This window comes from Micromonospora coxensis (assembly GCF_900090295.1).
Lineage (GTDB): Bacteria > Actinomycetota > Actinomycetes > Mycobacteriales > Micromonosporaceae > Micromonospora > Micromonospora coxensis.
This window is the reverse complement of record NZ_LT607753.1, coordinates 3152082-3174965: the sequence shown is the minus strand read 5'-3', so window position 1 is coordinate 3174965 and position 22884 is coordinate 3152082. Positions and strand designations below refer to the sequence as shown.

General features: G+C 74.7%; 24 protein-coding genes and 1 pseudogene. 20 read left to right on the top strand and 5 right to left on the bottom strand.

The window, feature by feature from the left end; genetic code table 11:
• Positions 1–8: 8 nt before the first annotated feature.
• A complete protein-coding gene (locus tag GA0070614_RS14405) occupies positions 9–323 on the bottom strand; it encodes a hypothetical protein (protein ID WP_088976441.1) in 315 nt (104 codons plus the stop codon).
• Between the two features lie 355 nt (positions 324–678).
• Here GA0070614_RS14405 and folP point away from each other — a divergent pair.
• From folP to GA0070614_RS14370, 7 genes and pseudogenes are all read left to right on the top strand, one after another.
• Positions 679–1548 (top strand): annotated as a pseudogene (folP, locus tag GA0070614_RS14400) (dihydropteroate synthase); the annotation flags it as partial.
• A gap of 137 nt (positions 1549–1685) precedes the next feature.
• Positions 1686–2045, top strand: coding sequence for a dihydroneopterin aldolase (folB, locus tag GA0070614_RS14395; protein WP_088976439.1), 360 nt, complete (start codon positions 1686–1688; stop codon positions 2043–2045).
• On the top strand, positions 2042–2569 hold the full coding sequence (gene folK / locus GA0070614_RS14390) for a 2-amino-4-hydroxy-6-hydroxymethyldihydropteridine diphosphokinase (protein ID WP_088976438.1): 528 nt from the start codon (positions 2042–2044) through the stop codon (positions 2567–2569). Before folB ends, folK begins: the two co-directional genes overlap by 4 nt.
• A 44-nt stretch (positions 2570–2613) precedes the next feature.
• Positions 2614–3102: a DUF3180 domain-containing protein gene (locus tag GA0070614_RS14385; protein WP_408630770.1), complete on the top strand. Its 489-nt coding sequence runs from the start codon at positions 2614–2616 to the stop codon at positions 3100–3102.
• Positions 3103–3201: 99 nt separating this feature from the next.
• Positions 3202–4416 (top strand): ABC transporter permease, encoded by a 1215-nt coding sequence (locus GA0070614_RS14380; RefSeq protein ID WP_088979436.1) that lies wholly within the window; start codon positions 3202–3204, stop codon positions 4414–4416.
• 50 nt (positions 4417–4466) lie between these two features.
• Positions 4467–4772, top strand: coding sequence for a hypothetical protein (locus GA0070614_RS14375; protein ID WP_088976436.1), 306 nt, complete (start codon positions 4467–4469; stop codon positions 4770–4772).
• A gap of 62 nt (positions 4773–4834) precedes the next feature.
• The gene (locus tag GA0070614_RS14370; RefSeq protein ID WP_088976435.1) at positions 4835–5335 is read left to right on the top strand and encodes a hypothetical protein; all 501 of its coding nucleotides are present in this window, start codon (positions 4835–4837) and stop codon (positions 5333–5335) included.
• Between the two features lie 38 nt (positions 5336–5373).
• On the opposite strand, the gene GA0070614_RS14365 is transcribed toward GA0070614_RS14370, so the two are convergent.
• The gene (locus GA0070614_RS14365; RefSeq protein ID WP_088976434.1) at positions 5374–6366 is read right to left on the bottom strand and encodes an ABC transporter ATP-binding protein; all 993 of its coding nucleotides are present in this window, start codon (positions 6364–6366) and stop codon (positions 5374–5376) included.
• Between the two features lie 2 nt (positions 6367–6368).
• On the opposite strand from GA0070614_RS14365, the gene GA0070614_RS14360 reads away from it, so the two are divergent.
• The 4 genes from GA0070614_RS14360 to GA0070614_RS14345 all read left to right on the top strand — a co-directional run bounded on the left by GA0070614_RS14360 (position 6369) and on the right by GA0070614_RS14345 (position 10604).
• Complete coding sequence (locus tag GA0070614_RS14360; RefSeq protein WP_088976433.1) at positions 6369–7055, top strand: ABC transporter permease; 687 nt, start codon at positions 6369–6371, stop codon at positions 7053–7055.
• Positions 7056–7119: 64 nt separating this feature from the next.
• Positions 7120–7842: an ABC transporter permease gene (locus GA0070614_RS14355; RefSeq protein ID WP_088976432.1), complete on the top strand. Its 723-nt coding sequence runs from the start codon at positions 7120–7122 to the stop codon at positions 7840–7842.
• A gap of 159 nt (positions 7843–8001) precedes the next feature.
• Positions 8002–9006 (top strand): glycine betaine ABC transporter substrate-binding protein, encoded by a 1005-nt coding sequence (locus tag GA0070614_RS14350; RefSeq protein WP_088976431.1) that lies wholly within the window; start codon positions 8002–8004, stop codon positions 9004–9006.
• A 176-nt stretch (positions 9007–9182) separates the two neighbouring features.
• Complete coding sequence (locus tag GA0070614_RS14345) at positions 9183–10604, top strand: hypothetical protein (RefSeq protein ID WP_197701444.1); 1422 nt, start codon at positions 9183–9185, stop codon at positions 10602–10604.
• Between the two features lie 55 nt (positions 10605–10659).
• Here GA0070614_RS14345 and GA0070614_RS14340 read toward each other — a convergent pair whose 3' ends face one another.
• Both GA0070614_RS14340 and GA0070614_RS14335 read right to left on the bottom strand, forming a co-directional pair.
• Positions 10660–11829, bottom strand: a complete 1170-nt coding sequence (locus GA0070614_RS14340; protein WP_172892435.1) for an NADH-quinone oxidoreductase subunit D — start codon at positions 11827–11829, stop codon at positions 10660–10662.
• Positions 11826–12959 carry an SAM-dependent methyltransferase gene (locus GA0070614_RS14335; RefSeq protein ID WP_088976429.1) on the bottom strand — a complete coding sequence of 378 codons (1134 nt, stop codon included), beginning with the start codon at positions 12957–12959 and terminating at the stop codon, positions 11826–11828. The genes GA0070614_RS14340 and GA0070614_RS14335 overlap by 4 nt, the downstream gene beginning before the upstream one ends.
• 224 nt (positions 12960–13183) lie before the next feature.
• On the opposite strand from GA0070614_RS14335, the gene GA0070614_RS14330 reads away from it, so the two are divergent.
• The 7 genes from GA0070614_RS14330 to GA0070614_RS14300 all read left to right on the top strand — a co-directional run bounded on the left by GA0070614_RS14330 (position 13184) and on the right by GA0070614_RS14300 (position 20040).
• Positions 13184–14155, top strand: coding sequence for a Rossmann-like and DUF2520 domain-containing protein (locus GA0070614_RS14330; protein ID WP_088976428.1), 972 nt, complete (start codon positions 13184–13186; stop codon positions 14153–14155).
• Positions 14152–15000 carry a pantoate--beta-alanine ligase gene (gene panC / locus GA0070614_RS14325; RefSeq protein WP_088976427.1) on the top strand — a complete coding sequence of 283 codons (849 nt, stop codon included), beginning with the start codon at positions 14152–14154 and terminating at the stop codon, positions 14998–15000. The genes GA0070614_RS14330 and panC overlap by 4 nt, the downstream gene beginning before the upstream one ends.
• A gap of 32 nt (positions 15001–15032) precedes the next feature.
• Positions 15033–15458: an aspartate 1-decarboxylase gene (panD, locus tag GA0070614_RS14320; protein WP_088976426.1), complete on the top strand. Its 426-nt coding sequence runs from the start codon at positions 15033–15035 to the stop codon at positions 15456–15458.
• Between the two features lie 177 nt (positions 15459–15635).
• Positions 15636–16529: a septum formation family protein gene (locus GA0070614_RS14315; RefSeq protein WP_088976425.1), complete on the top strand. Its 894-nt coding sequence runs from the start codon at positions 15636–15638 to the stop codon at positions 16527–16529.
• Positions 16530–16602: 73 nt separating this feature from the next.
• Positions 16603–18297: an L-aspartate oxidase gene (locus GA0070614_RS14310; protein ID WP_088976424.1), complete on the top strand. Its 1695-nt coding sequence runs from the start codon at positions 16603–16605 to the stop codon at positions 18295–18297.
• 55 nt (positions 18298–18352) lie between these two features.
• On the top strand, positions 18353–19249 hold the full coding sequence (nadC, locus tag GA0070614_RS14305) for a carboxylating nicotinate-nucleotide diphosphorylase (RefSeq protein WP_088976423.1): 897 nt from the start codon (positions 18353–18355) through the stop codon (positions 19247–19249).
• Between the two features lie 32 nt (positions 19250–19281).
• A complete protein-coding gene (locus tag GA0070614_RS14300) occupies positions 19282–20040 on the top strand; it encodes a type III pantothenate kinase (RefSeq protein ID WP_088976422.1) in 759 nt (252 codons plus the stop codon).
• 34 nt (positions 20041–20074) lie between these two features.
• Here the strand turns inward: GA0070614_RS14300 and GA0070614_RS14295 are convergent, their stop codons facing one another.
• Complete coding sequence (locus GA0070614_RS14295) at positions 20075–20815, bottom strand: class I SAM-dependent methyltransferase (RefSeq protein ID WP_088976421.1); 741 nt, start codon at positions 20813–20815, stop codon at positions 20075–20077.
• Between the two features lie 93 nt (positions 20816–20908).
• Here GA0070614_RS14295 and lysS point away from each other — a divergent pair, with 93 nt between their 5' ends.
• Both lysS and GA0070614_RS14285 read left to right on the top strand, forming a co-directional pair.
• Positions 20909–22417 carry a lysine--tRNA ligase gene (lysS, locus tag GA0070614_RS14290; protein ID WP_088976420.1) on the top strand — a complete coding sequence of 503 codons (1509 nt, stop codon included), beginning with the start codon at positions 20909–20911 and terminating at the stop codon, positions 22415–22417.
• A 108-nt stretch (positions 22418–22525) separates the two neighbouring features.
• A complete protein-coding gene (locus GA0070614_RS14285; RefSeq protein ID WP_172892434.1) occupies positions 22526–22876 on the top strand; it encodes a histone-like nucleoid-structuring protein Lsr2 in 351 nt (116 codons plus the stop codon).
• Positions 22877–22884 lie beyond the last annotated feature (8 nt).

The following is a 22884-nucleotide window of genomic DNA, read 5'->3' as shown; positions in this document are numbered from 1 at the left end:
GCCCGCGCCTATTCGAAGATCAGGTCGATCAGGTAGTCACCGACGAAGAAGAGTGTGGCCGCGCCGGCGATGAACGCCAGGCCGACGATCGCGATGGCGGAACTCGTCAGCACCTTGGAGATCTCGCCCCGGCTGGCCCGGCCGATGAAGATGACGCCGAGCACCGCGAGCAGGATCGGCGCGATCTTGCTGGCGAAGAAGGTGACGACGCCGTTGGTGTCGATGCCCTTCGGAGCCGGCTCGGCGAGCGGGACCGACGCCAGGGTGTGCAGCGCCTGCGCGACGTCGGACGACGCCGTCCCGATGAGCTCGAAGGCGGTCACTGGAAACCTCCCCATAACGCGGCCGGCGGTGCCGCGGCGGTGCGGTAGGCAAGCCTGGCGGGAACTGCTCACTGTGCGCAGCGTCGGCGACGCTACGTTCGTTACCCACCACGGAGAGTGGTGAGCTTTGGGGGGATTTTTCCCGCTTAGGCCCTCCCTCCAGGCTTCGCCATCTCGATGCTGGGCAATTCCACAGCGTACGGGCCGCCCTCCTTTGCGACAACCCGCGAAGACTCGGCCCGAAACTGCCCGGACGACCGATCGTACACCTGTTCCAATCGCCATGTCAGGGCGTGCTCCGAGCCGCTCGACGGGGGCCGCCGGAACGGCTCCGGACGACCGGTACCGTCTAGTCGTGACCGATCTGGTACGGGCCCAGGACCCGGTGGTGATGGGCGTCCTCAACGTCACGCCCGACTCCTTCTCCGACGGTGGTCTGTACTCCGACCTGGACGCCGCCGTCGCACACGGAGTGCGACTGCGGGCCGAGGGGGCGCGGCTGGTCGACGTCGGCGGGGAGTCCACCCGCCCCGGCGCCGACCGGGTCGACGCCGCCACCGAGACCGCCCGGGTCCTGCCGGTCGTCCGCGAGCTGGCCGCCGCGGGCGTCGCGGTCAGCATCGACACCACCCGCGCCTCGGTGGCCGAGGCGGCGCTCGCCGCCGGCGCCGCCGTCGTCAACGACGTCTCCGGTGGCCTCGCCGACCCGGACATGGCCCGGGTGGTCCGCGACGCCGGCTGCCCCTGGGTGCTGATGCACTGGCGCGGACACTCGCGCGGAATGGGTGACCTGGCCAGCTACACCGACGTGGTGGCCGACGTCCGCGCCGAACTGGGCCGACGCGTCGACGAGGCGCTCGCCGCCGGGGTGTCGGCCGACCGGATCATCGTCGACCCGGGGCTCGGCTTCGCCAAGACCGCCGCCCACAACTGGGAACTCAGCGCCCGCCTGCCCGAACTGGTCGCCCTCGGCTTCCCGCTGCTGTTCGGGGCGAGTCGCAAGTCGTACCTGGGCCGACTGCTCGCCGACCCGGACGGCGCCCCCCGCCCCACCGCGGGCCGGGAGGCCGCCACCGTCGCGACCAGCCTGCTCGCGGTCGCCGCCGGCGCCTGGGGGGTACGCGTGCACGACGTCCGGGGCACCGCCGACGCGCTCGCCGTCTGGGCGGCCACCGGCCGGCCCCGGCTGGCCGCCCCCACCGCCCCGGGCTCGGTCGGCACCGGCTCGGCCGGCGGAGCGGCCCACGGCCTGGCCGGCACCGGACCGGGTCCGGAGGGTGCGGCGGCGCACGGCGCCGGAGGCGGCCGACCGGCCGGGACCGCAGGGACGGCCGCGCACGCCGGCCGGGGAGAGGGAGCACGATGACCGACCGGATCGAGCTGACCGGACTGCGGGCGCGGGGCCGCCACGGCGTCTACGACTTCGAACGCGACCAGGGGCAGGACTTCGTCGTCGACGCCGTGCTCGAAATCGACCTCGCCCCGGCCGCGCGCTCCGACGAGGTCACCGACACCGTCCACTACGGCGAACTGGCCGAGCGCCTGGTCGCCGTGGTCACCGGCGAGCCGGTCAACCTGATCGAGACGCTCGCCGACCGGCTGCTCGCGGTCTGCCTCGCCGAGCCGCTGGTCGCCGCCGCCACCGTCACCGTGCACAAGCCGGAGGCCCCGGTCCCGCACACCTTCTCGGACGTGGCCGTGACGATGCGGCGTACCCGGTGAGCCGGGCGGTGCTGTCGATCGGCAGCAACCTGGGCGACCGGGTCGCGCACCTGCGCACGGCCGTGGGCGCGCTCGGCGACGCGGTCCGGGTGGTCTCCGGGGTGTACGAGACCCCGCCCTGGGGGGACGCCGACCAGCCCGCGTACCTCAACGCGGCGGTGCTGGCCGTCGACCCGGCGGCCACCGCGCGGGACTGGCTGGCCCGGGCCCGCGCGGCCGAGCGGGCGGCCGACCGGGTACGCGACCCGCAGCGCCGGTTCGGGCCGCGCACGCTCGACGTCGACGTGATCGCCGTCTGGGACGACGCCGGCGAGCCGGTGCTCAGCGACGACCCCGAGCTGACCCTGCCGCACCCCCGGGCCCACCTGCGGGCGTTCGTGCTCCGGCCGTGGATCGACATCGAGCCGCACGGGCGGCTGCCCGGCCACGGCTGGCTCACCGACCTGCTCAACGCCGAGCCGCTGGCCGGTGACGCCCTGGAACTCAGCCCCCGGCCGGATCTGACGTTAGAGTCGGACACATGACCCAGGCGCAGACCCCGCGTGGAAGTGGCCCCGACCGCTTCCGGATGGGTCCCACCCGGATCTCCACCCTGGTGGTGGCCGCGCTCGCCGCCGCGGCGATCGCCTGGCTGCTGATCAGCGTCCTCTACTACGACGTCGCGCCGGACCTGCCCTGGCTGCCGGTGGTCACCCTGGCCGCCCTCGCCGTGCTGGAGGCGTACGCGGCGGTCAACACCCGCGGCCGGATCGAACGCCGGCCCGGCCGCGACCCGGTCAACCCGCTGCTGGTCGCCCGGTTCGTGGTGCTGGCCAAGGCGTCCGCGCTGGCCGGGGCCATCTTCGCCGGCTTCTACGCCGGCCTCACCGGGTGGCTCTTCATCGAGGACACCAACGCCGCCGTGAGCGACCGCCCGGCCGCCGGCGCCGGCCTGCTCGCCTCGCTCGCCCTGGTCGCCGCCGCGCTCTGGCTGGAGCGCGCCTGCCGGGTTCCCGAGCAGGAGGACGACGAGGACCGCGAGCCCGGCGACCGGCAGGGCCGCTCCTCCCGTCGCTGACCAGGGGGTTACGCCGGGTCGTACCGCGCAGGTACCGTCCCTGACGACCGATTGCAGGCGGCCGTCGACGGGGACGGCCGGCAGGGGGAGGCGCGCGGCATGGCGTACGACCAACCGGGCCGGGCCGCGTCGGCCGAGCAGGGCGTGCCCACCGCCGTGCTGGAGAACGTCTTCGACGACCCCACCCACGGCGAGCCGGGCCGGGACCGGGTCGCCGTGCACGTGGTGTGGGAGCTGCTGCTCCTGCTCGCGCTGGCCGGGCTCGCCTACCTGCTCTGGCAGGTCGACGCCGACGCCCTGCGCGGGGACCGGCTGCGCACCTTCCTGGTCGACGTCGTCGCCCTCGGCCTGCTCGCCCTCGCCGCCGGGCTGAGCCTGCGCACCGCCGCGGTGAACCTCGCCGTCGGCCCGGTCGCGGTCGCCGCCGGGCTGCACCTCGCCGAGCAGGGCGACCGGGGGCTCCAGGAGGCGCTGGTCCCCGCCCTGGCGGTCGCCGCGCTCGGCGGGCTCGCGCTGGCCCTCGCGGTGGTGGTCCTGCACGTGCCCGGCTGGGCGGCCAGCCTCGCCGGCGCGGCGGGGGTGATCGTCTGGATCGAGCAGCGCACCGCCCCGGTGGCCCTCCAGGGCGACCACGACCCGCGCGCCGTCGCCGTCCGTCTCTTCGCCGGCTTCGCGGCCGTCAGCGTGCTGGCCGGGCTCTTCGGCGCGATCCGGGCGGTCCGGCGGCTGGTCGGCCGCTTCCGGCCGGTGGTCGACCCGGCCCGCCGTCGGGGCACGGTGGCGGCCGTGGTGACCGCGACCGCGCTGGTCTGCTCGACCGTGCTCGCCATGCTGGCCGGGGCGCTGCTCGCGGCGAACGGGACCGGCCCGGTCGTGCCGGCGACGGGGCTGGACTGGACGGTGCTCGCGGTGGGCGTCGCGATGCTCGGTGGCACCAGCGCGTACGGCCGGCGTGGAGGCGTCCTCGGCACCCTGCTCGCGGTGAGCCTGGTCGTCGTCCTGCTGGCCTGGACGGCGGCGGAGGGCCGGACGCTCAGCCGCTGGGCCGTCGGCGGCGCCGCCCTGGCCGTCGGGCTGGTGGTGACCCGGCTGGTCGAGGCGTACGGCCGGCCGCGCGCGGCACCCGGCGAACCGGTGGAGGTCGTCCCCGTCTCCGACGGCTCGATCAGCTCCGGCTGGACGCTGGCCCGTCCCGGCCCGGCCGACACCTGGACCCCGGCGCTGCCCACCCCGGCCACGGACACCCCGCCCGACCCGTGGGAGGCCCCCCGCTGGGACACCGGGCCCGGGCGCTGGGACGACCGGGACCGCTGAGCGTCGCGTCCGACGCGCCGCCGGTGATCTCGCCGGTTAGGCTCGCGGGCATGACCGAGACTCCTTCCGCCGGCACCGGCCGCACCTTCGACGAGCTCGACGCGCTCTCCACCGAGGAGTTGCGGGAGCGGGCGTTCGTGCTGGCCAGGGAGCGGCGTGACGTGGGCTTCTTCTGGTCGGTGCTGCGGCACCTGCCCAACGCCGACGAGGCCGCCGCCCTGGACGGGGCGCCCAACTCGGTCGGGCCGACCATCGACGAGGCCGCCGCGCTGTGGCGGGAGCTGACCGGGCACGGCTACGAGGAGTCGGCGCCGCTGCTGCGGGCCGCGTTCATCGACTACCTGATGAAGCACTGAACGGTCGTACCGCCGGTTGGCGGAGGTTTGCCCGCCCGGGCGGCTCGGGAACTTCCCGCCGCATGGCCCTCACCAACCGCTCCTCGACCGTCCGGGGGTACGGCACCGCCGCCGGCACGGGCGCCCTCGCCACGCTGATCCTGGTCGTGGTGTGCGGCAGCCCGTGGTACGTCGACTGGGCCGAGGGCAACACCGACCCGAACTCGGCCGGCGGCTGGTTCCTGCGGCTGCTGGCGTGGCCGGCCTGGCGGCTGGAGTCGACCGACCCGGAGCAGAGCCTGCTCGCCACCGACGCGCGGGCCGTCCTGCTGCTGGTGTTCGCGGTGACCTTCCTCTACCTGCTGCCCGCCTCGCAGGTGGCCCGGGTGCAGGGCTCGCTGAGCCAGTTCTTCTCCGGCTGGGCCGCGTACGTGCTGGCCGGCGGGGTGGCCACCCTGTTGGCGGCGCTGCTGACCTCCGGCGGCACCCTGCTCGCCGACTTCGAGACCACCGGCACCGGGGCCACGTACGGCTTCTTCGCCGGCTGGATCATCGGCCTGGCCAGCCTCGGCGGCCGGGCCTGAGCCCCGGCCGGTAGGCCGACCCGACGCGGGGCCCGGGTTCAGGCCCGGCTCAGCTCCAGCGCCCCGGTCCGGTCGAGGGCGCCGACCGGCTCGCCGTCCACGGTCACCAGAACCGCGTCCGTGCCGGCGGTGAGCATCGCGGCCAGCGCGTCGTACGCCGAGCCGCCCAGCGCCACGGTGGGCAGGCCGGTCCGGTCCGGCGGGACCGGGGCGAGCGCGTCCCGGGGCACCGGGGTGACCGCGAGCCGGCGGACGCCCCGGTCGGCGCCGACGAACTCGCGGACGAACGGCGAGGCGGGCGCGCCGAGCAGGGCCCCAGGGGAGTCGTACTGCTCCAGCCGGCCGCCCTCGGAGAGCACCGCGATCCGGTCGCCGAGCCGGACCGCCTCGTCGAGGTCGTGGGTGACCAGCACGATGGTCTTGCGGACCTCGGCCTGGAGGCGGAGGAACTCCTCCTGCAACCGGGTCCGGACGATCGGGTCGACCGCCGAGAACGGCTCGTCCATCAGCAGCACCACCGGGTCGGCGGCGAGCGCCCGGGCCACCCCGACCCGCTGCCGCTGCCCGCCGGACAGCTCGTGCGGGTAGCGCCGGCCGAACTGGGCCGGGTCCAGACCGACCAGTTCCAGCAGCTCGCCGGTGCGCCGGCGGATCCGCTCCTTCGGCCAGCCGAGCAGCCGGGGCACGGTGCCCACGTTGGCGCTCACCGTCTGGTGCGGGAAGAGGCCCACGTTCTGGATGACGTAGCCGATCCGGCGGCGCAGCCGTACCGGGTCGACCCGGGTGATGTCCTCGTCGCCGAGCAGGATCCGGCCGCCGGTCGGCTCGATCAGCCGGTTCACCATGCGCAGCACAGTGGACTTGCCGCAGCCGGACGGGCCGATCAGCACCACCAGCTCGCCGGCCTTCACCTCCAGGCTCAGCTCCCGTACGGCCTCGGTTCCGTCCGGGTAGCGCTTCCGGATGCCGTCGAGGGTGATCGATGCCGCGCGGTGTCCGGCGTCGCCGGCGCCCCCCGGGGTAACGTCCACGTGTGTCCTTCCACCTGAGTCTCCGGGCCGAGCCGGGCAACCCCTGGTTCTCCTGGCAGTACGTGCGGGACAACTCTGACACGATCCTGGCGGCGCTGCGGGAGCACGCCTCGCTGACCGGCCGGGCGGTGCTGATCGCCGCCCTGGTGGCGTTGCCGCTGGCGGTGGCCGCGTACTGGTACCGCGGCCTCGCCGGCCCGATTCTCGCACTCACCGGGGTGCTGTACACGGTCCCGTCGCTGGCGCTGTTCGCCTTCCTCGCCCCGTACCTGGGCATCGGCGCGGTCACCGTGCTCACCGTCGTGGTGCTGTACGCGCTGCTGGTGATCGTGCGCAACGCGGTGGCGGGGCTGAACCAGGTGCCGCCCGAGGTACGCGACGCGGCCGAGGGGATGGGGTACGGCCGGTGGGCCCGACTGTTCCGGGTGGACCTGCCGCTGGCCCTGCCCGGCATCCTCACCGGGGTACGCCTCGCCACGGTCTCCACGGTCGCCCTGGTCACCGTCGGGGTGGTGGTCGGCCGGGGCGGGCTGGGGCAGCTCATCTTCGCCGGTTTCCAGAACAACTTCTACAAGGCGCAGATCATGACCGGGACGCTGCTCTGCGTCCTGCTCGCCCTGGTGCTGGACCTGGTCCTCGCCGGGATCGGCCGGCTGCTGACGCCGTGGCTGCGGAGCCGGACCGGATGAGCGCCAGGGGCGCGGTGACGGGCACGGGCGCGACGGACGCCGACGCGGCGGGGAGGCGGACGCGATGAACCCGGTGCAGCAGGCCGTGGTCTGGCTCAACGACCCGCTCAACTGGACCAACCCGGGCGGGATCCTGGACCGGCTCGGCGAGCACCTGAGCATGTCCGCCGCCGCGGTGCTGCTCGGCTGCCTGGTGGCCTGGCCGGTCGGGCTCTGGCTCGGGCACACCGGGCGCGGCGGCGGCCTGGTGCTGCTGGTCTCCAACGTCAGCCTCGCGATCCCCACCCTGGCGCTGCTGACCATCCTGCCGCTGACCTTCCTCGGCTTCGGCCGGCCGGCGGTGGTGGTGGCGCTGGCGGTGTTCGCGGTGCCGCCGCTGCTGGCCAACGCGTACACGGGGGTGCGGCAGGCCGACCCGGAGGCCCGGGACGCGGCCCGGGGGATGGGGCTGTCGGGCGGGCAGGTGCTGCGCCGGGTGGAGCTGCCGCTCGCCGTGCCGTACCTGGCCGCCGGCTTCCGGACCGCCACGGTGCAGGTGGTGGCGACCGCCGCGCTCGCCTCGTTCGTCAACGGCGGCGGCCTCGGGCAGATCATCCGGGCCGGCTTCGGGCTGGACATCGCGGCCGGCGGCGGGCAGATCATCGCCGGGGGCCTGCTGGTCGCCGGGCTGGCCCTGCTGGTCGAGGGGATCCTCGCGCTGGTCGAGCGGGTGGTCACCCCGCGCCCGCTGCGGCGGGCCCGGCGGGCGGCGAACCGGCGGGCGGCGGACGCCACGGCGGGCGCCTGATCGCCCGAGGTGACGAACCGGTGACGAAATCCGGTTCGGGTTTGTCGGTCGGAGCCGGAGGATATTGGCTGGACCTCGCGGGCGGCCCGACCGGATCGCCCGTCGGACACGCGGCCGGCCCCGGGAGGGCCGCGCCGGGACACGGGAGGCGGGCAACACATGCGCGTACGGACACGGGTGGCGGTCGGCGCGGTCGGCGCCCTCACGGTGGCCGGGCTGCTCACCGGCTGTGGGGACGCCGGTTCCTCCGGCACGGACGCGCCCGAGCCGGGCGCCGCCGGGGCGGGCTGCGCCCCGGTCGCGGGTGACCAACTGGTCGTCCTCGACGACGACAAGAAGCTCCAGAACACCGACAACATCATCCCCGCGGTCAACGCCAAGGCGGCGAACCCGCAGCTCATCGCCGCACTGGACAAGGTCTCCGCGGCGCTGGACACGCCGAAGCTGATCGCGCTCAACAAGGCCGTCGACGTCGACCGCAAGACCCCGAAGGCCGCCGCCGAGGAGTTCGCCTCGGCCAACGGCCTCACCACCGGCATCGCCAAGGGCCCCGGTGGCCCGATCGTCGTGGGCGCCGGCAACTTCTCCGAGAGCCAGACGTTGGCCGAGCTGTACAACATCGCCCTCACCGCGGCCGGGTACCAGGTCAAGGTGCAGCAGATCGGCAACCGGGAGCTCTACGAGCCGGCGCTGGAGAAGGGCGAGATCCAGGTCGTCCCCGAGTACGCGGCGACCATGGCCGAGTTCCTCAACACCAAGGCCAACGGCAAGGACGCCACCCCGGTGTCCTCGCCCGACCTGGACAAGACCGTCACCGCGTTGAAGGCCGCCGGGGACAAGGCCGGCATCGTCTTCGGCGCTCCCGCCGCCGCCCAGGACCAGAACGCCTTCGCCGTCACCAAGGCCTTCGCCGACAAGTACGGCCTGAAGACCCTCTCCGACCTGGCCGCGAAGTGCTCCGGCCAGGCGACGGTGCTGGCCGGTCCGCCGGAGTGCCCGCAGCGCCCCAAGTGCCAGGCCGGCCTGGTGCAGGTCTACGACTTCAAGGCCGGCTCGTTCAGCTCGCTGGACGCCGGCGGTCCGCAGACCAAGAACGCGCTGAAGACCGGCAGCGCCAGCGTCGGCCTGGTCTTCTCCTCCGACGGCGCGCTCGCCACGAGCTGACCCGTCCCCGGGCGCGGCCGGTCCGTACGGCCGCGCCCGGGCGCCGTCACCCGTCGCGCCCTGCCGCCCACCTGCGCGTCAGGGGTGGCGCGGTGCAGCGGGCGCCACCCCTGACCGGGGATTCCGGCTGTCGGGACCGTTCCCAGCCAGGGCATCTGTCGGTAGGCTCCACACCCATGCCCGCCCCGGCTCTCCCCGAGCAGCGCAACCCCCAGCTGCTGACCGTCCTGTTCTGGATCGGCGTGGCGATCGCGCCGATCGCGGCGCTGATCCTGCTGGTCGCCGACGGCAACGGCCCGCTGCGGTTCGCCGCCGTGCTGGCCATCATGGCCGTGGTCCTGATCGGCCTGTCGATCGCGCTGCGCAACGACTCGGGTGGTCCGGCGCGCAGCGAGGAGTTCCTCGACGAGCTGGAGCAGCTGCGCCGGGAGTTGCGTTCCGAGATCGTGGCCGCCGCCCAGCGCGGCAACCAGGCGCTCGACCACGCACAGCGGGTCGACGACCAGGTCTCGGCGTTGCGTCGTCGGCTCGACGCCGCCGCTGCCGGGATCGCCGCCGCCGCCGGGCTGACCGGGGTGGAGGAGCCGGCCGGCGCCGGCCGCGCGCGGGTGCCGGCCCCGGAGCCCCACGACGACGCGGCGGGCGGACGGCGTCGCGCCGCCGAGGAGAGCCCGGCCTGGGGTCGGGCGACCGCCGACCGGGACGACGAGCCGGCCGGCAGCCGGTACGCCACCGACCGTCCCGCCGCAGGCCAGGCCAATGTGTACGGCTCGGCCCGGGCGGCCGCCCCCGACCCCGGGGGCCGCCCGGTGGTGCGGCACACCGAGACGGTGCACGTGACCACCCGGCACACCGTCGTCGACGGCGCCGATCCGGGGGTCGCCGGCAGCTACGGCGGGTACACCGGCCGCTGGTCGCCGGCCGGCGAGGAGCCGTCGTGGAACGCGCCCGAGCCGGACCACGCCCGGGCGGGCCAGCGTGACGAGCGACCCTGGGCCGGCCAGCGCGACGAGCGGGCCTGGTCGGGCGGGCCGGCCGAGGAGCGGTCGTGGCCGGAGGAGCGGTCCTGGGACGGGCGGTCCGACGACCGCGCCGACGGTTCCTGGGCCGGTGGGTCGTACTCGGCGGACGAGGGCTGGTCCGGGGTGCGGGTCGGGGACCGGTGGGCCCAGGTACGCGAGGACGGGCGCGCCCGCGAGGTGCGGGTCGGGGAGCGGCGGGCCGAGGTGCACGCCGACGGCGCGGAGTTCCGGATGCAGGACCGTTGGGCGTCGGTGCGCCAGGACGAGCCGCGCCAGTCGGGCGACCGGTACGGCGGCGGCTGGACCGAGCCGGAGGACCGGCCGGCGCTGCCGCAGGGCGGGGTGCCCGTGCCGCAGGAGTGGCGGACGTCGGCGGCCGGCTGGCAGCCCGCCGAGGAGCAGTGGAGCCCGCAGCAGCCGGCCGGGCAGTGGCGGCCACCCGCGCCGCGGGAGCCGGTCGACGCGTGGCGGGCGCCCGAGCCGGAGTCGTCGGACCGCCAGCGGTGGGGTGGCGGTGAGGGGTACGGCTACCCGCCGCAGGACGAGGCCCCGCGCGCCGGCGGCCGCTGGCGCTGACCTGCCCGCCCCGCCGCACCGGCCGGCGACCCGACCGCCGCACGGGCGGGACGGGTCACTTGTCGATGTCGCCGACCACGAAGAACATCGAGCCGAGGATGGCGATCAGGTCCGGCACCAGGCAACCGGGGAGCAGGCTGGCCAGCGCCTGCACGTTGGCGTACGACGCGGTGCGCAGCTTGAGCCGCCACGGCGTCTTCTCGCCCCGGGACACCAGGTAGTAGCCGTTGATCCCGAGCGGGTTCTCGGTCCAGGCGTAGGTGTGGCCCTCGGGGGCCTTGACCACCTTGGGCAGCCGGGTGTTGACCGGCCCGGTGAGCCGGTCCACCCGGTCCAGGCACTGCTCGGCGAGGTCGAGCGAGGCGTACACCTGGTCGAGCAGCACCTCGAAGCGGGCGTGGCAGTCCCCGGCGGTACGGGTGACCACCGGCACGTCGAGCTGGTCGTACGCCAGGTAGGGCTCGTCGCGGCGCAGGTCCAGGTCGAGGCCGGAGGCCCGGGCGACCGGGCCGGACGCGCCGAACGCGGCGGCGTCGGCGGCCGTGAGCACCCCCACCCCGACGGTGCGGGCCAGGAAGATCTCGTTGCGCCGGATGAGGTCGTCCAGGTCGGGCATCCGCCGGCGCACCTCGCCGATCGCGGCCCGGGCGCGGCCGGTCCAGCCGGCCGGCACCTCCTCCTTCAGGCCGCCGACCCGGTTGAACATGTAGTGGATCCGGCCGCCGGAGACCTCCTCCATCACCGCCTGGATGGTCTCCCGTTCCCGGAACGCGTAGAAGACGGGCGTGATCGCGCCGATCTCCAGCGGGTACGAGCCGAGGAACATCAGGTGGTTGAGCACCCGGTTCAGCTCGGCCAGCGCCATCCGCAGCCAGGTGGCCCGCTCGGGCACCTCCATGCCCATCAGCCGCTCCACGGCGAGCACCACGCCCAACTCGTTGGAGAAGGCGGACAGCCAGTCGTGCCGGTTCGCCAGCACGATGATCTGCCGGTAGTCCCGGACCTCGAAGAGCTTCTCCGCCCCCCGGTGCATGTAACCGACGATCGGCTCGGCGGCGACCACCCGCTCGCCGTCGAGCACCAGCCTCAGCCGGAGCACACCGTGCGTGGAGGGGTGCTGCGGGCCGATGTTGAGCACCATGTCGGCGCCGAGCTGCTCCCCGCCCGCGCCGGTGCCGACGGTCAGTTCGCGGAGGTCGCCCACGTCCGTGGTCATGCCCGTCATCGTGCCATGAGGGGATCGGCGGCGACGCCGACCGGCTGCCGGAGCCAGTGGTGCCCGCCGAGGCCGGCCGGGTCGGTCAGTTCGGCGACCGCCGACGCGGCGGCCAGCGCCCGCACGTACCCGGCGGGGTCGACCGAGGCCAGGCCGAGCGGTGGTCGCCCGCCGTCGGCCCCGAGCGCCCGCAGCGCCTCCCGCTGCGACCCCAGCGAGTACGCGCACCGGGCGACCCGCGCACCGGCGGAGGCGACCGAGTCCAGGGCGACGTGCGCGGTGACGTCGCACGACCCGTCCGGCACCGGCGGCACCTGTCGCCCACCCCGGTACCCGGTCAGCGTCCCGCCGACCGGCCGCTGGTCCCTCAGGTGTCCGTAGTCCACGGCCAACGCCAGCCCCCGGTCGATCCGGCCGACGGCCGCCGCCCACGCCTCGTCGCGGGTCCGTCCGATCTCGGCCCTCCCGTGGACCGTGGGCGGGGGTGCCGGGCGGCTCCGGGTGGTCGGGCTCGGTCCCGCCGCCGCCCGGAGCCCCGGCCCGGTCGCTCCGGGCGCACCTGTGCCGTCCGCCGGCACCGGCCACCACCGGTCGAGCCACGCCCGGTCGGCCGGCTCGACCGGGTCGCCCACGGTCTCCGCGCCGGTGGCCGGGTCGACCAGCAGGTACCGCCAGCCGTCCGGGGTGGGCACGGCCACGTCGAGCGGCACGTTGTCCAGCCACTCGGTGGCGACCAGCAGCCCGACGATGCCGGCGGGGATCTCGTCGGTCCACCCGATCGGCTCGGGAAGGTCGTCGGGCCGGGGCGCCTTCTCGACGGCGACGAGGCGTACCCGGTCGGCGAGCGGGACCGGCGGCGCGGACCCCGGGCCGGCGGGCGGCGACGCCGGAGCCCTCACGGCCCGGAGCAACGCGACCAGCAGCTCACCCCGACCGGCCCCGACGTCGACCAGATCCAGGCGAGCCGGATGGTCGAGGGTGGCGTCGACCCGGGTGAGCAGGCGGTGCAGCGCCGAGGCGAGGACCGGCGAGGCGTGCACGCTGGTGCGGAAGTGCGCGGCCGGCCCGGACCCGGCGACGAAGAAGCCGCCCGGCCCGTACAGGGCCCGGTCCATCGCGTCCCGCCAGCGCATCGACATCAGTTCGTCCCGGGTTCAGGGTGCGTCACCGTGCCGACCCTACGGTTCAGCCGGTACGGATTCCCGCGCGACCTGTGGTGACGCCCGGAGCGGGCCGCATTCCGCAACCGGAGCGGCCCGGTCCCACCCTCGGTGAAGGTTTTCACACACCCTTGTTCGAGCTCCGTAACCACGGCGCATACTTGCCCTCGACCGGTACCCCCTTCGAGGACTGGATCGTTGCCATGAGCGCACCGCTGCGCCCGCGTCCGGCCGCCCCGCGCGGGGCCGCCGTACCGCCGGGCGGCGCCTCCGCCGGCGCCCCGCTCACCTTCCCCCGTACCCTCACCGTCGGTGTCATCGGCGCGGGCCGGGTCGGCGCCGTGCTGGGCGCCGCGCTCGCCGCCGCCGGGCACCGGGTGGTGGCCGCCTCCGGCGTCTCCGGCGCCGCCAAGGCCCGGATCGCCCTGCTGCTCCCCGGCGCCCGGAACCGCTCCGCGACCTCGGTGGCCCGCGCCGCCACCGACCTGCTGATCGTCGCCGTCCCGGACGACGCGCTGGCCCCGGTGGTCGCCGGCCTGGCCGAGACGAGGGCGCTGCGCCCCGGCCAGGTGGTCGCGCACACCTCCGGCGCGCACGGGCTGGCCGTGCTGGCCCCCGCCGCCGCCGTGGGCGCGCACCCGCTGGCCCTGCACCCCGCGATGACCTTCACCGGTACGCCGGACGACCTCGGCCGGCTCGCCGGCATCTCGTACGGGGTGACCGCCCCGGCCCAGCTGCGCCCGCTGGCGGCCCGGCTGGTGGCCGACCTGGGTGGGGTGCCCGAGTGGGTCGGCGAGGCGGACCGGCCGCTGTACCACGCCGCCCTGGCGCACGGCGCCAACCACCTGGTGACCCTGGTCAACGAGGCGGCCGACCGGCTGCGCGACGCCGGGGTGACCAACCCGGAGAAGGTGCTCGCCCCGCTGCTGCGGGCGGCCCTGGAGAACGCGCTGCGCCTCGGTGACGACGCGCTGACCGGGCCGGTCTCCCGGGGCGACGCGGGCACCGTACGCCGGCACCTGGCCCGGCTGGCGCAGACCGCGCCGGAATCGGTGGCCCCCTACCTGGCGTTGGCCAGACGGAGCGCCGACCGGGCCATCGCGGCGGGCCGACTGCGGCCGGTGGACGCGGAGTCGCTGCTCGACGTGCTGGCGGGAATGGAGGTGGCGGCGTGACGGAGCTGGTGCACACCCGGGCCGAGCTGGCGAAGGCGCGCGACGGTCTGACCGGCGCGGTGGGCGTGGTGATGACCATGGGCGCGCTGCACGAGGGCCACGAGACGCTGATCCGGGCGGCCCGGGAGCAGGCCGACCACGTGCTCGTGACGATCTTCGTGAACCCGTTGCAGTTCGGGCCGAACGAGGACTTCGACCGGTACCCGCGCACCCTCGACGCGGACCTGGAGGTGTGCCGCCGGGCCGGGGCCGACGTGGTGTTCGCCCCCTCGGTGGCCGACATGTACCCGCAGGGGCAGCCGGCGGTACGGGTCAACCCGGGGCAGCTCGGCGAGGACCTGGAGGGGTTGAGCCGGCCCGGCTTCTTCCACGGCGTGCTGACCGTGGTGCTGAAGCTGCTCCAGCTGACCCGGCCGCAGCTCGCCTTCTTCGGCGAGAAGGACTACCAGCAGCTCACCCTCGTCCGGCGGATGGTCCGCGACCTGGACGTGCCGGTGGAGGTGGTCGGCGTGCCGACCGTGCGGGAGCCGGACGGCCTGGCGTTGTCCAGCCGCAACCGCTACCTCTCCGCCGAGGAGCGGCGGACGGCGCTGAGCCTGTCGGCCGCACTGCGGGCCGGGGCCGCCGCCGCCGACGAGGGGTACGACGCGGGCGAGGTGCTCGGCGCGGCCCACCGGGCGTTCGCCGTCGCCGGTCCGCAGGCGCAGCTCGACTACCTGGTGCTCACCGACCCGGACCTGGAGCCGGGCCCGGTGTCCGGCCCGGCCCGGCTGCTGGTCGCGGCCTGGGTGGGTGGCACCCGGCTGATCGACAACACGGCGATCCGGCTCACCCCTCGCTCCTGACCACCCCCACCACACCTGCTGAAAGGCGCCCCATGTTCCGCACCATGCTCAAGTCGAAGATCCACCGGGCCACGGTGACCCAGGCCGACCTGCACTACGTCGGCTCGGTGACGGTGGACCAGGATCTGCTCGACGCCGCCGACCTGCTTCCGGGCGAGCAGGTCGCGATCGTGGACGTGACCAACGGGGCCCGGCTGGAGACGTACGTGATCCCGGGCGAGCGGGGCAGCGGCGTGATCGGCATCAATGGCGCCGCCGCGCACCTGGTGCACCCCGGTGACCTGGTCATCCTGATCTCGTACGGGCAGATGGACGACGCCGAGGCGCGCACCTACCAGCCCCGGGTGGTCCACGTCGACGCCGACAACCGGATCGTCGACCTGGGCGCCGACCCGGCCATCGCCGCCCCCGGCACCGCCGGCGCCCCCGTCCCCAACCCCCTGGCCCTCCTCTCCTGACCCTCCCGCCCCGTCCCGTCGATCTCGGCGGAACGCCCCGACAGGACCGTTTCCTCCCACCACACCTGCAGGATCGCGGCGAGTGAGCGGGGAAGTCCGGTCTGTCACCGGGGGGTGGGGGGCGGTTAGTCTGGGCGGACCGTCGGGATCGACGGTCGTCGGCTGGGGGAGGCCGCGATGCGCCGTGCGATGAGGAGCGTGGCCGCCGCGTTGGTGGCGGGGATGCTGCTCGTCGGGTGCGCCGGCACCGGTGGACTCGACGGCGACCTGACCGACGACTGGGCGATGCTGGGCGCGCCCGGGCCGTTCACCCCCGAGGCCGGCGTCTGCCAGGTCGGTGACTTCACGGACACGGTCTCCCTGGCGGCGTACGCGCCGGTGGACTGCGCGGTGGCGCACCGGGTGGAGACGGTGCACGTGGGCGCGTTCCCCGCCGGCCGGGCCGCGCCGCCGGCCACCGGCTCGCCGGAGCTGCGCGGCGCGTTCGCCGAGTGCGACACGAAGGCCACCGGGTACGTCGGCGACGAGTGGCGGGCCGGGCGGCTGCGGCTGGCCGTGGCGCTGCCCAGCGCGCCCGGCTGGGCGGCCGGCTCCCGCTGGTTCCGGTGCGACCTGAGCGAACTGGACACGGTCGAGGCCGCCGCGAAGGTGGTGGCCCGCACCGGCAGCCTGCGTGACGCCCTCAAGGGCCCCTCCCCGCTGCGGCTGGGTTGCCAGCGGACGACGGAGGGGGCCGGCCGGGTGCGGACCCTCACCCCGGTGGAGTGCGGCGTTGCGCACGACGCGGAGTTCGTCGGCGTGTGGGCGGCGCCGGACCGGCCGTACCCGAGCAGGGACGCCGAGTGGGCCCCGCTCTACGCCGGCTGCCGCACCGTCCTCGGCCGGTACGTCGGGGTGCCCGACGACGCGAACCTGCGCTTCCGCAGCGGCGTCGTGGTACGCCCGCCCGGCGCGGGACGCTGGCGGGTCGGTGACCGGGGCGTCCGCTGCTACCTCTGGCTGAGCGACCGTACGGTGACCGCCTCGCTCAAGGGCGCCGGCCCCACCGGCCTGCCCGTGCGCACCCGGTAGTGGACGTCGTAGCCCAAACCACTCGTCGTGCCCCCGTCGCCCGGGACGAGAGCCCTTCGGGTTGACTGTGTCCATGGACCTTCCGACCGTCGACCTGCCGGCCCTGCCCCGTCTGCTGGCCGCTCCCGCGCCCGGCTGGGTGGAGACCACCGACGTGATCGTGGTCGGCTCCGGGGTCGCCGGTCTCACCGCCGCGCTGCACCTGCGGGAGGCGGGCCTGCACGTCACGGTGGTCACCAAGGTCAACATCGACGAGGGGTCGACCCGCTGGGCGCAGGGTGGCATCGCCGCCGTGCTCGATCCGGCCGACACCCCGGCCGCGCACGCCTCGGACACCGAGATCGCCGGCGTCGGGCTCTGCGATCCGGACGCGGTGCGGGTGCTGGTCGAGGAGGGGCCGACCCGGCTGCGGGAGCTGATGCGCATCGGCGCGGAGTTCGACCGCAACCCGGACGGCTCGCTGATGCTCACCCGCGAGGGCGGGCACCGGGCCGACCGGATCGTGCACGCCGGTGGCGACGCGACCGGCGCCGAGGTGCAGCGGGCGCTGCACGCCGCGGTCCGCCGCGACCCGTGGATCCGCCTGGTCGAGCACGCCCTGGTGCTGGACCTGCTGCGCGCCCCCGGCGACGGCCCGGACGGCCTCGGCCCCGCCTGCGGCATCACCCTGCACGTGCTCGGCGAGGGCAGCGAGGACGGCGTCGGGGCGATCCTGGCCCGGGCGGTGGTCCTCGCCACCGGCGGCATGGGCCAGGTCTTCTCGGCGACCACCAACCCGGCGGTCTCCACCGGCGACGGGGTGGCGCTGGCCATGCGGGCCGGCGCGGCGGTCACCGACGTGGAGTTCGTCCAGTTCCACCCGACCGCGCTGATCGTGCCGGAGCACGCCCGGGTCCCCGGCGCGGGCCTGGCCCAGCAGCCGCTGGTCTCCGAGGCGCTGCGCGGCGAGGGCGCGCACCTGGTCGACGGGGACGGCAAGCGGTTCATGGTCGGCCAGCACGAACTGGCCGAGCTGGCCCCCCGGGACGTGGTCGCCAAGGGCATCCACCGGGTGCTGCTGGCCACCGGCGCCGACCACGTCTGGCTGGACGCCCGCCACCTCGGCGGGGACTTCCTCGCCGGGCGCTTCCCGACCATCGTCGCGTCCTGCCTGGCCATCGGCGTCGACCCGGCCACCGACCTGATCCCGGTCGCCCCCGCCGCCCACTACGCCTCCGGCGGCGTCCGCACCGACCTGCGCGGCCGCACGTCCATCCCCGGCCTGTACGCCTGCGGCGAGGTCGCCTGCACCGGCGTGCACGGGGCGAACCGGCTGGCCAGCAACTCGCTGCTGGAGGGGCTGGTCTTCTCCCGCCGGATCGCCGAGGACATCGCCGCCGGACTGCCCGAGCAGGCCCGGCCGGCGGAGATTGGCGCCTGGGTGGGCGGCGCGGGTGGGGTGGTCCCGGCCGAGGGCACCGCGACCCTGCAACGGGCGATGACCCGGGGCGCGGGTGTGCTCCGCTCGGCGCGCACCCTCACCGGGACGGCCGCCACGCTGACCGAACTGGGCCAGGGGCGGGGCACCCCGCGGACCGCCGACTGGGAGGCGACGAACCTGATCACCGTGGCGTCGACGCTGGTCGCGGCGGCGTACGTCCGCCAGGAGACCCGGGGTTGCCACTGGCGGGAGGACTTCCCGACGGCCGACGAGCGGTGGCGCGGCCACCTCGTCGGCGGGATCGGGACGCAGGGCAGATTGACGTCCCGGTGGGAGGAGTCCCGGTGAGCGCGAGGAGTGAGCCGGTCCTGCGAGCCCCGCAGTCGCGAACGGAGGAGTCACGGTGAGGGAGTCGACCGAGCAGGCGTTGACGGCGGGCGGTCTGGACCCGGAGCGGGTGCGGCGGGTGATCGTCGACGCGCTCACCGAGGACCTGGGCCCGGACTTCCTCGACGTCACCAGCGTCGCCACCATCCCGGACGCGCAGACCGACACCGCCGACCTGGTCGCCCGGGCCCCCGGCGTGGTGGCCGGGCTGGCCGTGGCCGCCGCCGTGTTCGAGCTGGTCGGTGAGGTGACCGGCGCGGGCCGTACCGTCGAGGTGTCGCTGGTGGCCCGCGACGGGCAGCGGGTGGCGCGCGGCGACGTGCTGGCCACGGTGACCGGCCCGACCCGGCTGCTGCTCACCGCCGAGCGCACGGCGCTCAACCTGCTCTGCCGGATGTCCGGGGTGGCCACCCACACCCGGGCCTGGGCGGACGCCCTGGCCGGGACGAAGGCGCTGGTGCTGGACACCCGCAAGACCACCCCGGGCCTGCGCGCCCTGGAGAAGTACGCGGTGCGCGCCGGCGGCGGCACCAACAAGCGGATGGGCCTGCACGACGTCGCCATGATCAAGGACAACCACAAGCTCGCCGCGGGCGGGGTGGCGGCGGCCTACCGGCGGGTCCGGGAGACCTTCCCCGACGTGCCGGTGCAGGTGGAGGTGGACACGGTCGCCGAGGCGGTCGAGGCGGTGGAGGCCGGCGCGGACTTCCTGCTGCTGGACAACATGTCCCCGGAGACGCTGCGCGAGGTGGTGGCGAAGGTCGGCGACCGTGCCGAGCTGGAGGCGACCGGTGGGCTGACCCTGGAGGTGGCCGCCGAGTACGCCGCCACCGGGGTGGACTTCCTGTCGGTGGGCGCGCTCACCCACTCCTCGCCGATCCTCGATGTCGCGCTGGACCTCCGGGAGGAGTGAGCGGGCCGGGTCCCGGCGTCTAGGCTGCGTGCGTGCTGCTCTGCATCGACATCGGAAACACCAACACCGTGCTGGCGACCTTCGACGGCGACAAGCTGGTGCACTCCTGGCGGATCAAGACCGACGCCCGGTCCACGGCGGACGAGCTGGGTCTGATGTTCCGGGGGCTGCTCGCCGGTGACGCGGTGGAGATCACCGGGGTGGCCGCCTGCTCGACGGTGCCGGCCGCGTTGCGCTCGCTGCGGACCATGCTGGCCCGCTACTACGCCGACCTGCCGAGCGTGGTCGTCGAGCCGGGGGTGCGCACCGGGGTGCAGCTCGCGATCGACAACCCCAAGGAGGTCGGCTCGGACCGGGTGGTCAACACCCTGGCCGCGTACACCCTCTACGGCGGCCCGTCGATCGTGGTGGACTTCGGCACCACCACCAACTTCGACGTGATCAGCGAGCGGGGCGAGTTCCTGGGCGGCGCGTTCGCCCCGGGCATCGAGATCTCCTTCGACGCGCTCGCCGCCCGGGCGGCGCAGTTGCGCAAGGTGGAGGCGACCAAGCCCCGCTCGGTGATCGGCAAGAACACCGTGGAGTGCCTCCAGGCCGGTCTCTACTTCGGCTTCGCCGGCCAGGTGGACCGGATCGTCGAGCGGATGGTCGACGAACTGGGCGAGGTGAAGGCGGTCATCGCCACCGGCGGCCTGGCCTCGCTGGTGATCAACGAGTGCCGCACCATCACCCACCACGAGCCGATGATCACCCTGATCGGCCTGCGGATGGTCTACGAGCGCAACACCTGACCGGCCGCCGCCGGGGTCGCGCGCCGCGCCGGGCTCAGCGCCGCCGGGCGCGGAGGACCAGCGTCCGGTACGGCAGCTCGACCGTCTCCCGCCCGGCCAGGTCCGGATGGGTGGCGAACAGGTCCCGCAGGTCCCGGTCGATCCGCTCCCGCCGCGCCGGCTCGGCGGTGAGCCAGTACGAGCGGGTGCGCACCAGCCCGAGCACCTCGTCCGGGGTGAGCGTGGCGCGGTGGGGGAACCCGGCCGCCTCCACGGGGGTGAAGGCCGGGCCGAACCCGGTGACCTCTTCGATCAGGTCGCCGCCGTTGTCGCCGAGGTGGGCGATCCGGCCCAGCTCGGCGACCCAGCCGACGCTCTCGTCCCGGATGTTCCAGATGGGGGCGAACGTCCCGCCCCCGCCCAGCACCCGGGCGACCTCGGCGTGCGCGCGCTCCCGGTCGAACCAGTGGTACGCCTGTCCGACCAGCACCGCGTCGACCGTGCCGTCCGGCAGCGGCACCGACTCGGCGCTGCCCGCCAGCGCGGTCACGCCGGGCGTGGCGGCGTCCAGCCGGGCCCGCATCCCCGGGTCCGGTTCGACCGGCGTCACCGCGTGGCCGAGGGCCAGCACCCCACGGGTGAGGATGCCGGTGCCGGCGCCCAGGTCCAGCACCCGGGCGGGCGCGTCCAGCCCGGCCAGGGCCCACCGCAGCGCCGCCTCCGGGTAGCGGGGCCGGAAGCGGTCGTACTCGGCCGCCGCCGCTCCGAAGGAGAGGGCGTGAGTGGGGTCGGTCATGGGCGGCAGGTTATCCCGTAACGGCCACCGGGACGCTTGAGTACGCTCATGGGCTGACCCCGCCGATATTCCCGAAGCTTGAGGAAGCGTGCCGTGACCGAGCAGAACGCCGTGCCAGTGGACCCCGCCGACGACCTTCCCGAGCAGATGAAGGTCCGCCGGGAGAAGCGGGACCGGATGCTCGCCGAGGGCGTCGAGCCGTACCCGGTCGGGTACCCCCGGACCAGCACGCTGGCGGAGATCCGCGACAAGTACGCCGAACTGCCCACCGACACCGCCACCGGGGACGAGGTCTCGGTCACCGGCCGGGTGATCTTCGTACGGAACACCGGCAAGCTCTGCTTCGCCACCCTTCGCGACGGCGACGGCACCGAACTCCAGGCCATGCTCTCGCTGGACCGGGTCGGCGCCGAGCGGCTGGAGGACTGGAAGCGCCTGGTCGACCTCGGCGACCACGTCGGGGTCACCGGTGAGGTGATCACCAGCCGTCGGGGCGAGCTGTCGGTGCTGGCGCGCGAGTGGGCGGTCACCGCCAAGGCGCTGCGCCCGCTGCCGGTGGCGCACAAGCCGCTCAGCGAGGAGGCCCGGGTCCGCCAGCGCTACGTGGACCTCGTGGTGCGCCCGCAGGCCCGGCAGATGGTGCGTACCCGGGCGGCGGCGGTCCGCAGCCTGCGTGACTCGTTGCACGGTGCGGGATTCATCGAGGTCGAAACCCCGATGCTCCAGTTGCTGCACGGCGGCGCGGCGGCCCGCCCATTCGTGACCCACAGCAATGCACTCGACACCGATCTGTATCTGCGAATCGCGCCGGAACTGTTTCTCAAGCGGGCGGTCGTCGGCGGCGTCGACCGGGTCTTCGAGATCAACCGCAACTTCCGCAATGAGGGCATCGACTCCTCGCACTCCCCGGAGTTCGCGATGCTCGAGGCGTACCAGGCGTACGGCGACTACGACACGATGGCCGAGTTGACCCGTAATCTCGTGCAGCGGGCGGCGGTCGCGGTCAGTGGTTCGACCGTGGTGACGCACGCCGACGGCCGCGAGTTCGACCTGGGCGGCGAGTGGCGCTCGGTCACCCTGTTCGGGGTGCTTTCCGAGGCGCTCGGCGAGGAGGTCACGGTCCGCACCGAGCGGTCCCGCCTGGTGGAGTACGCCGACAAGGCCGGCGTCTCGGTCGACCCGAAGTGGGGGCCGGGCAAGCTGGCCGAGGAACTGTTCGAGGAACTGGTCGTGCCGGGGTTGCAGGCGCCCACCTTCGTCCGCGACTACCCGGAGGAGACCAGCCCGCTGACCCGGGCGCACCGCAGCGAGCCGGGGCTGGCCGAGAAGTGGGACCTCTACGTGCTCGGGTTCGAGCTGGGCACCGCGTACTCGGAGCTGGTCGACCCGGTGGTGCAGCGGGAGCGGCTGGTCGCGCAGGCGCAGCTCGCGGCCCGCGGCGACGACGAGGCCATGCGGCTGGACGAGGACTTTCTGCGTGCCATGGAGTACGGAATGCCACCGGCCGGCGGTATGGGAATGGGAATCGACCGGCTTCTGATGGCGCTGACCGGCCTCGGAATTCGGGAAACCATCCTGTTCCCGTTGGTTCGCCCTGAGTGACGCCGGAAGCATCTCCGGCTCGTTACCGCATCCTGTTGACGGGGCAAGCATCGCCCGGGTTATCGTGTTTGTATTGCAGGAGCGCCCTGCTCGAAAGGAATGTGGGACGTGGCCAAGCAGATCATTCACAAGCTGGTCGATGACCTGGACGGCGGGGACGCGGACGAGACCGTGAAGTTCGCCCTCGACGGTGTTCAGTACGAGATCGACCTGTCGAACTCGAACGCCGAGAAATTGCGCGAGACATTCGCGCCCTACGTGGCGGCGGGCACCCGGGTCGGGCGGGGCGGCGTGGTGGTCGGCGGCCGGGCCGCCCGGGGTCGGGGCGGCGCCACCGCCGACCGCGAGCAGAACAAGGCGATCCGGGCCTGGGCCAAGAAGGCGGGCAAGGACATCTCCGACCGTGGCCGTATCCCGCAGGAGATCGTCGACGAGTACCACTCCAAGGCCGGTCACTGAGCCGACCG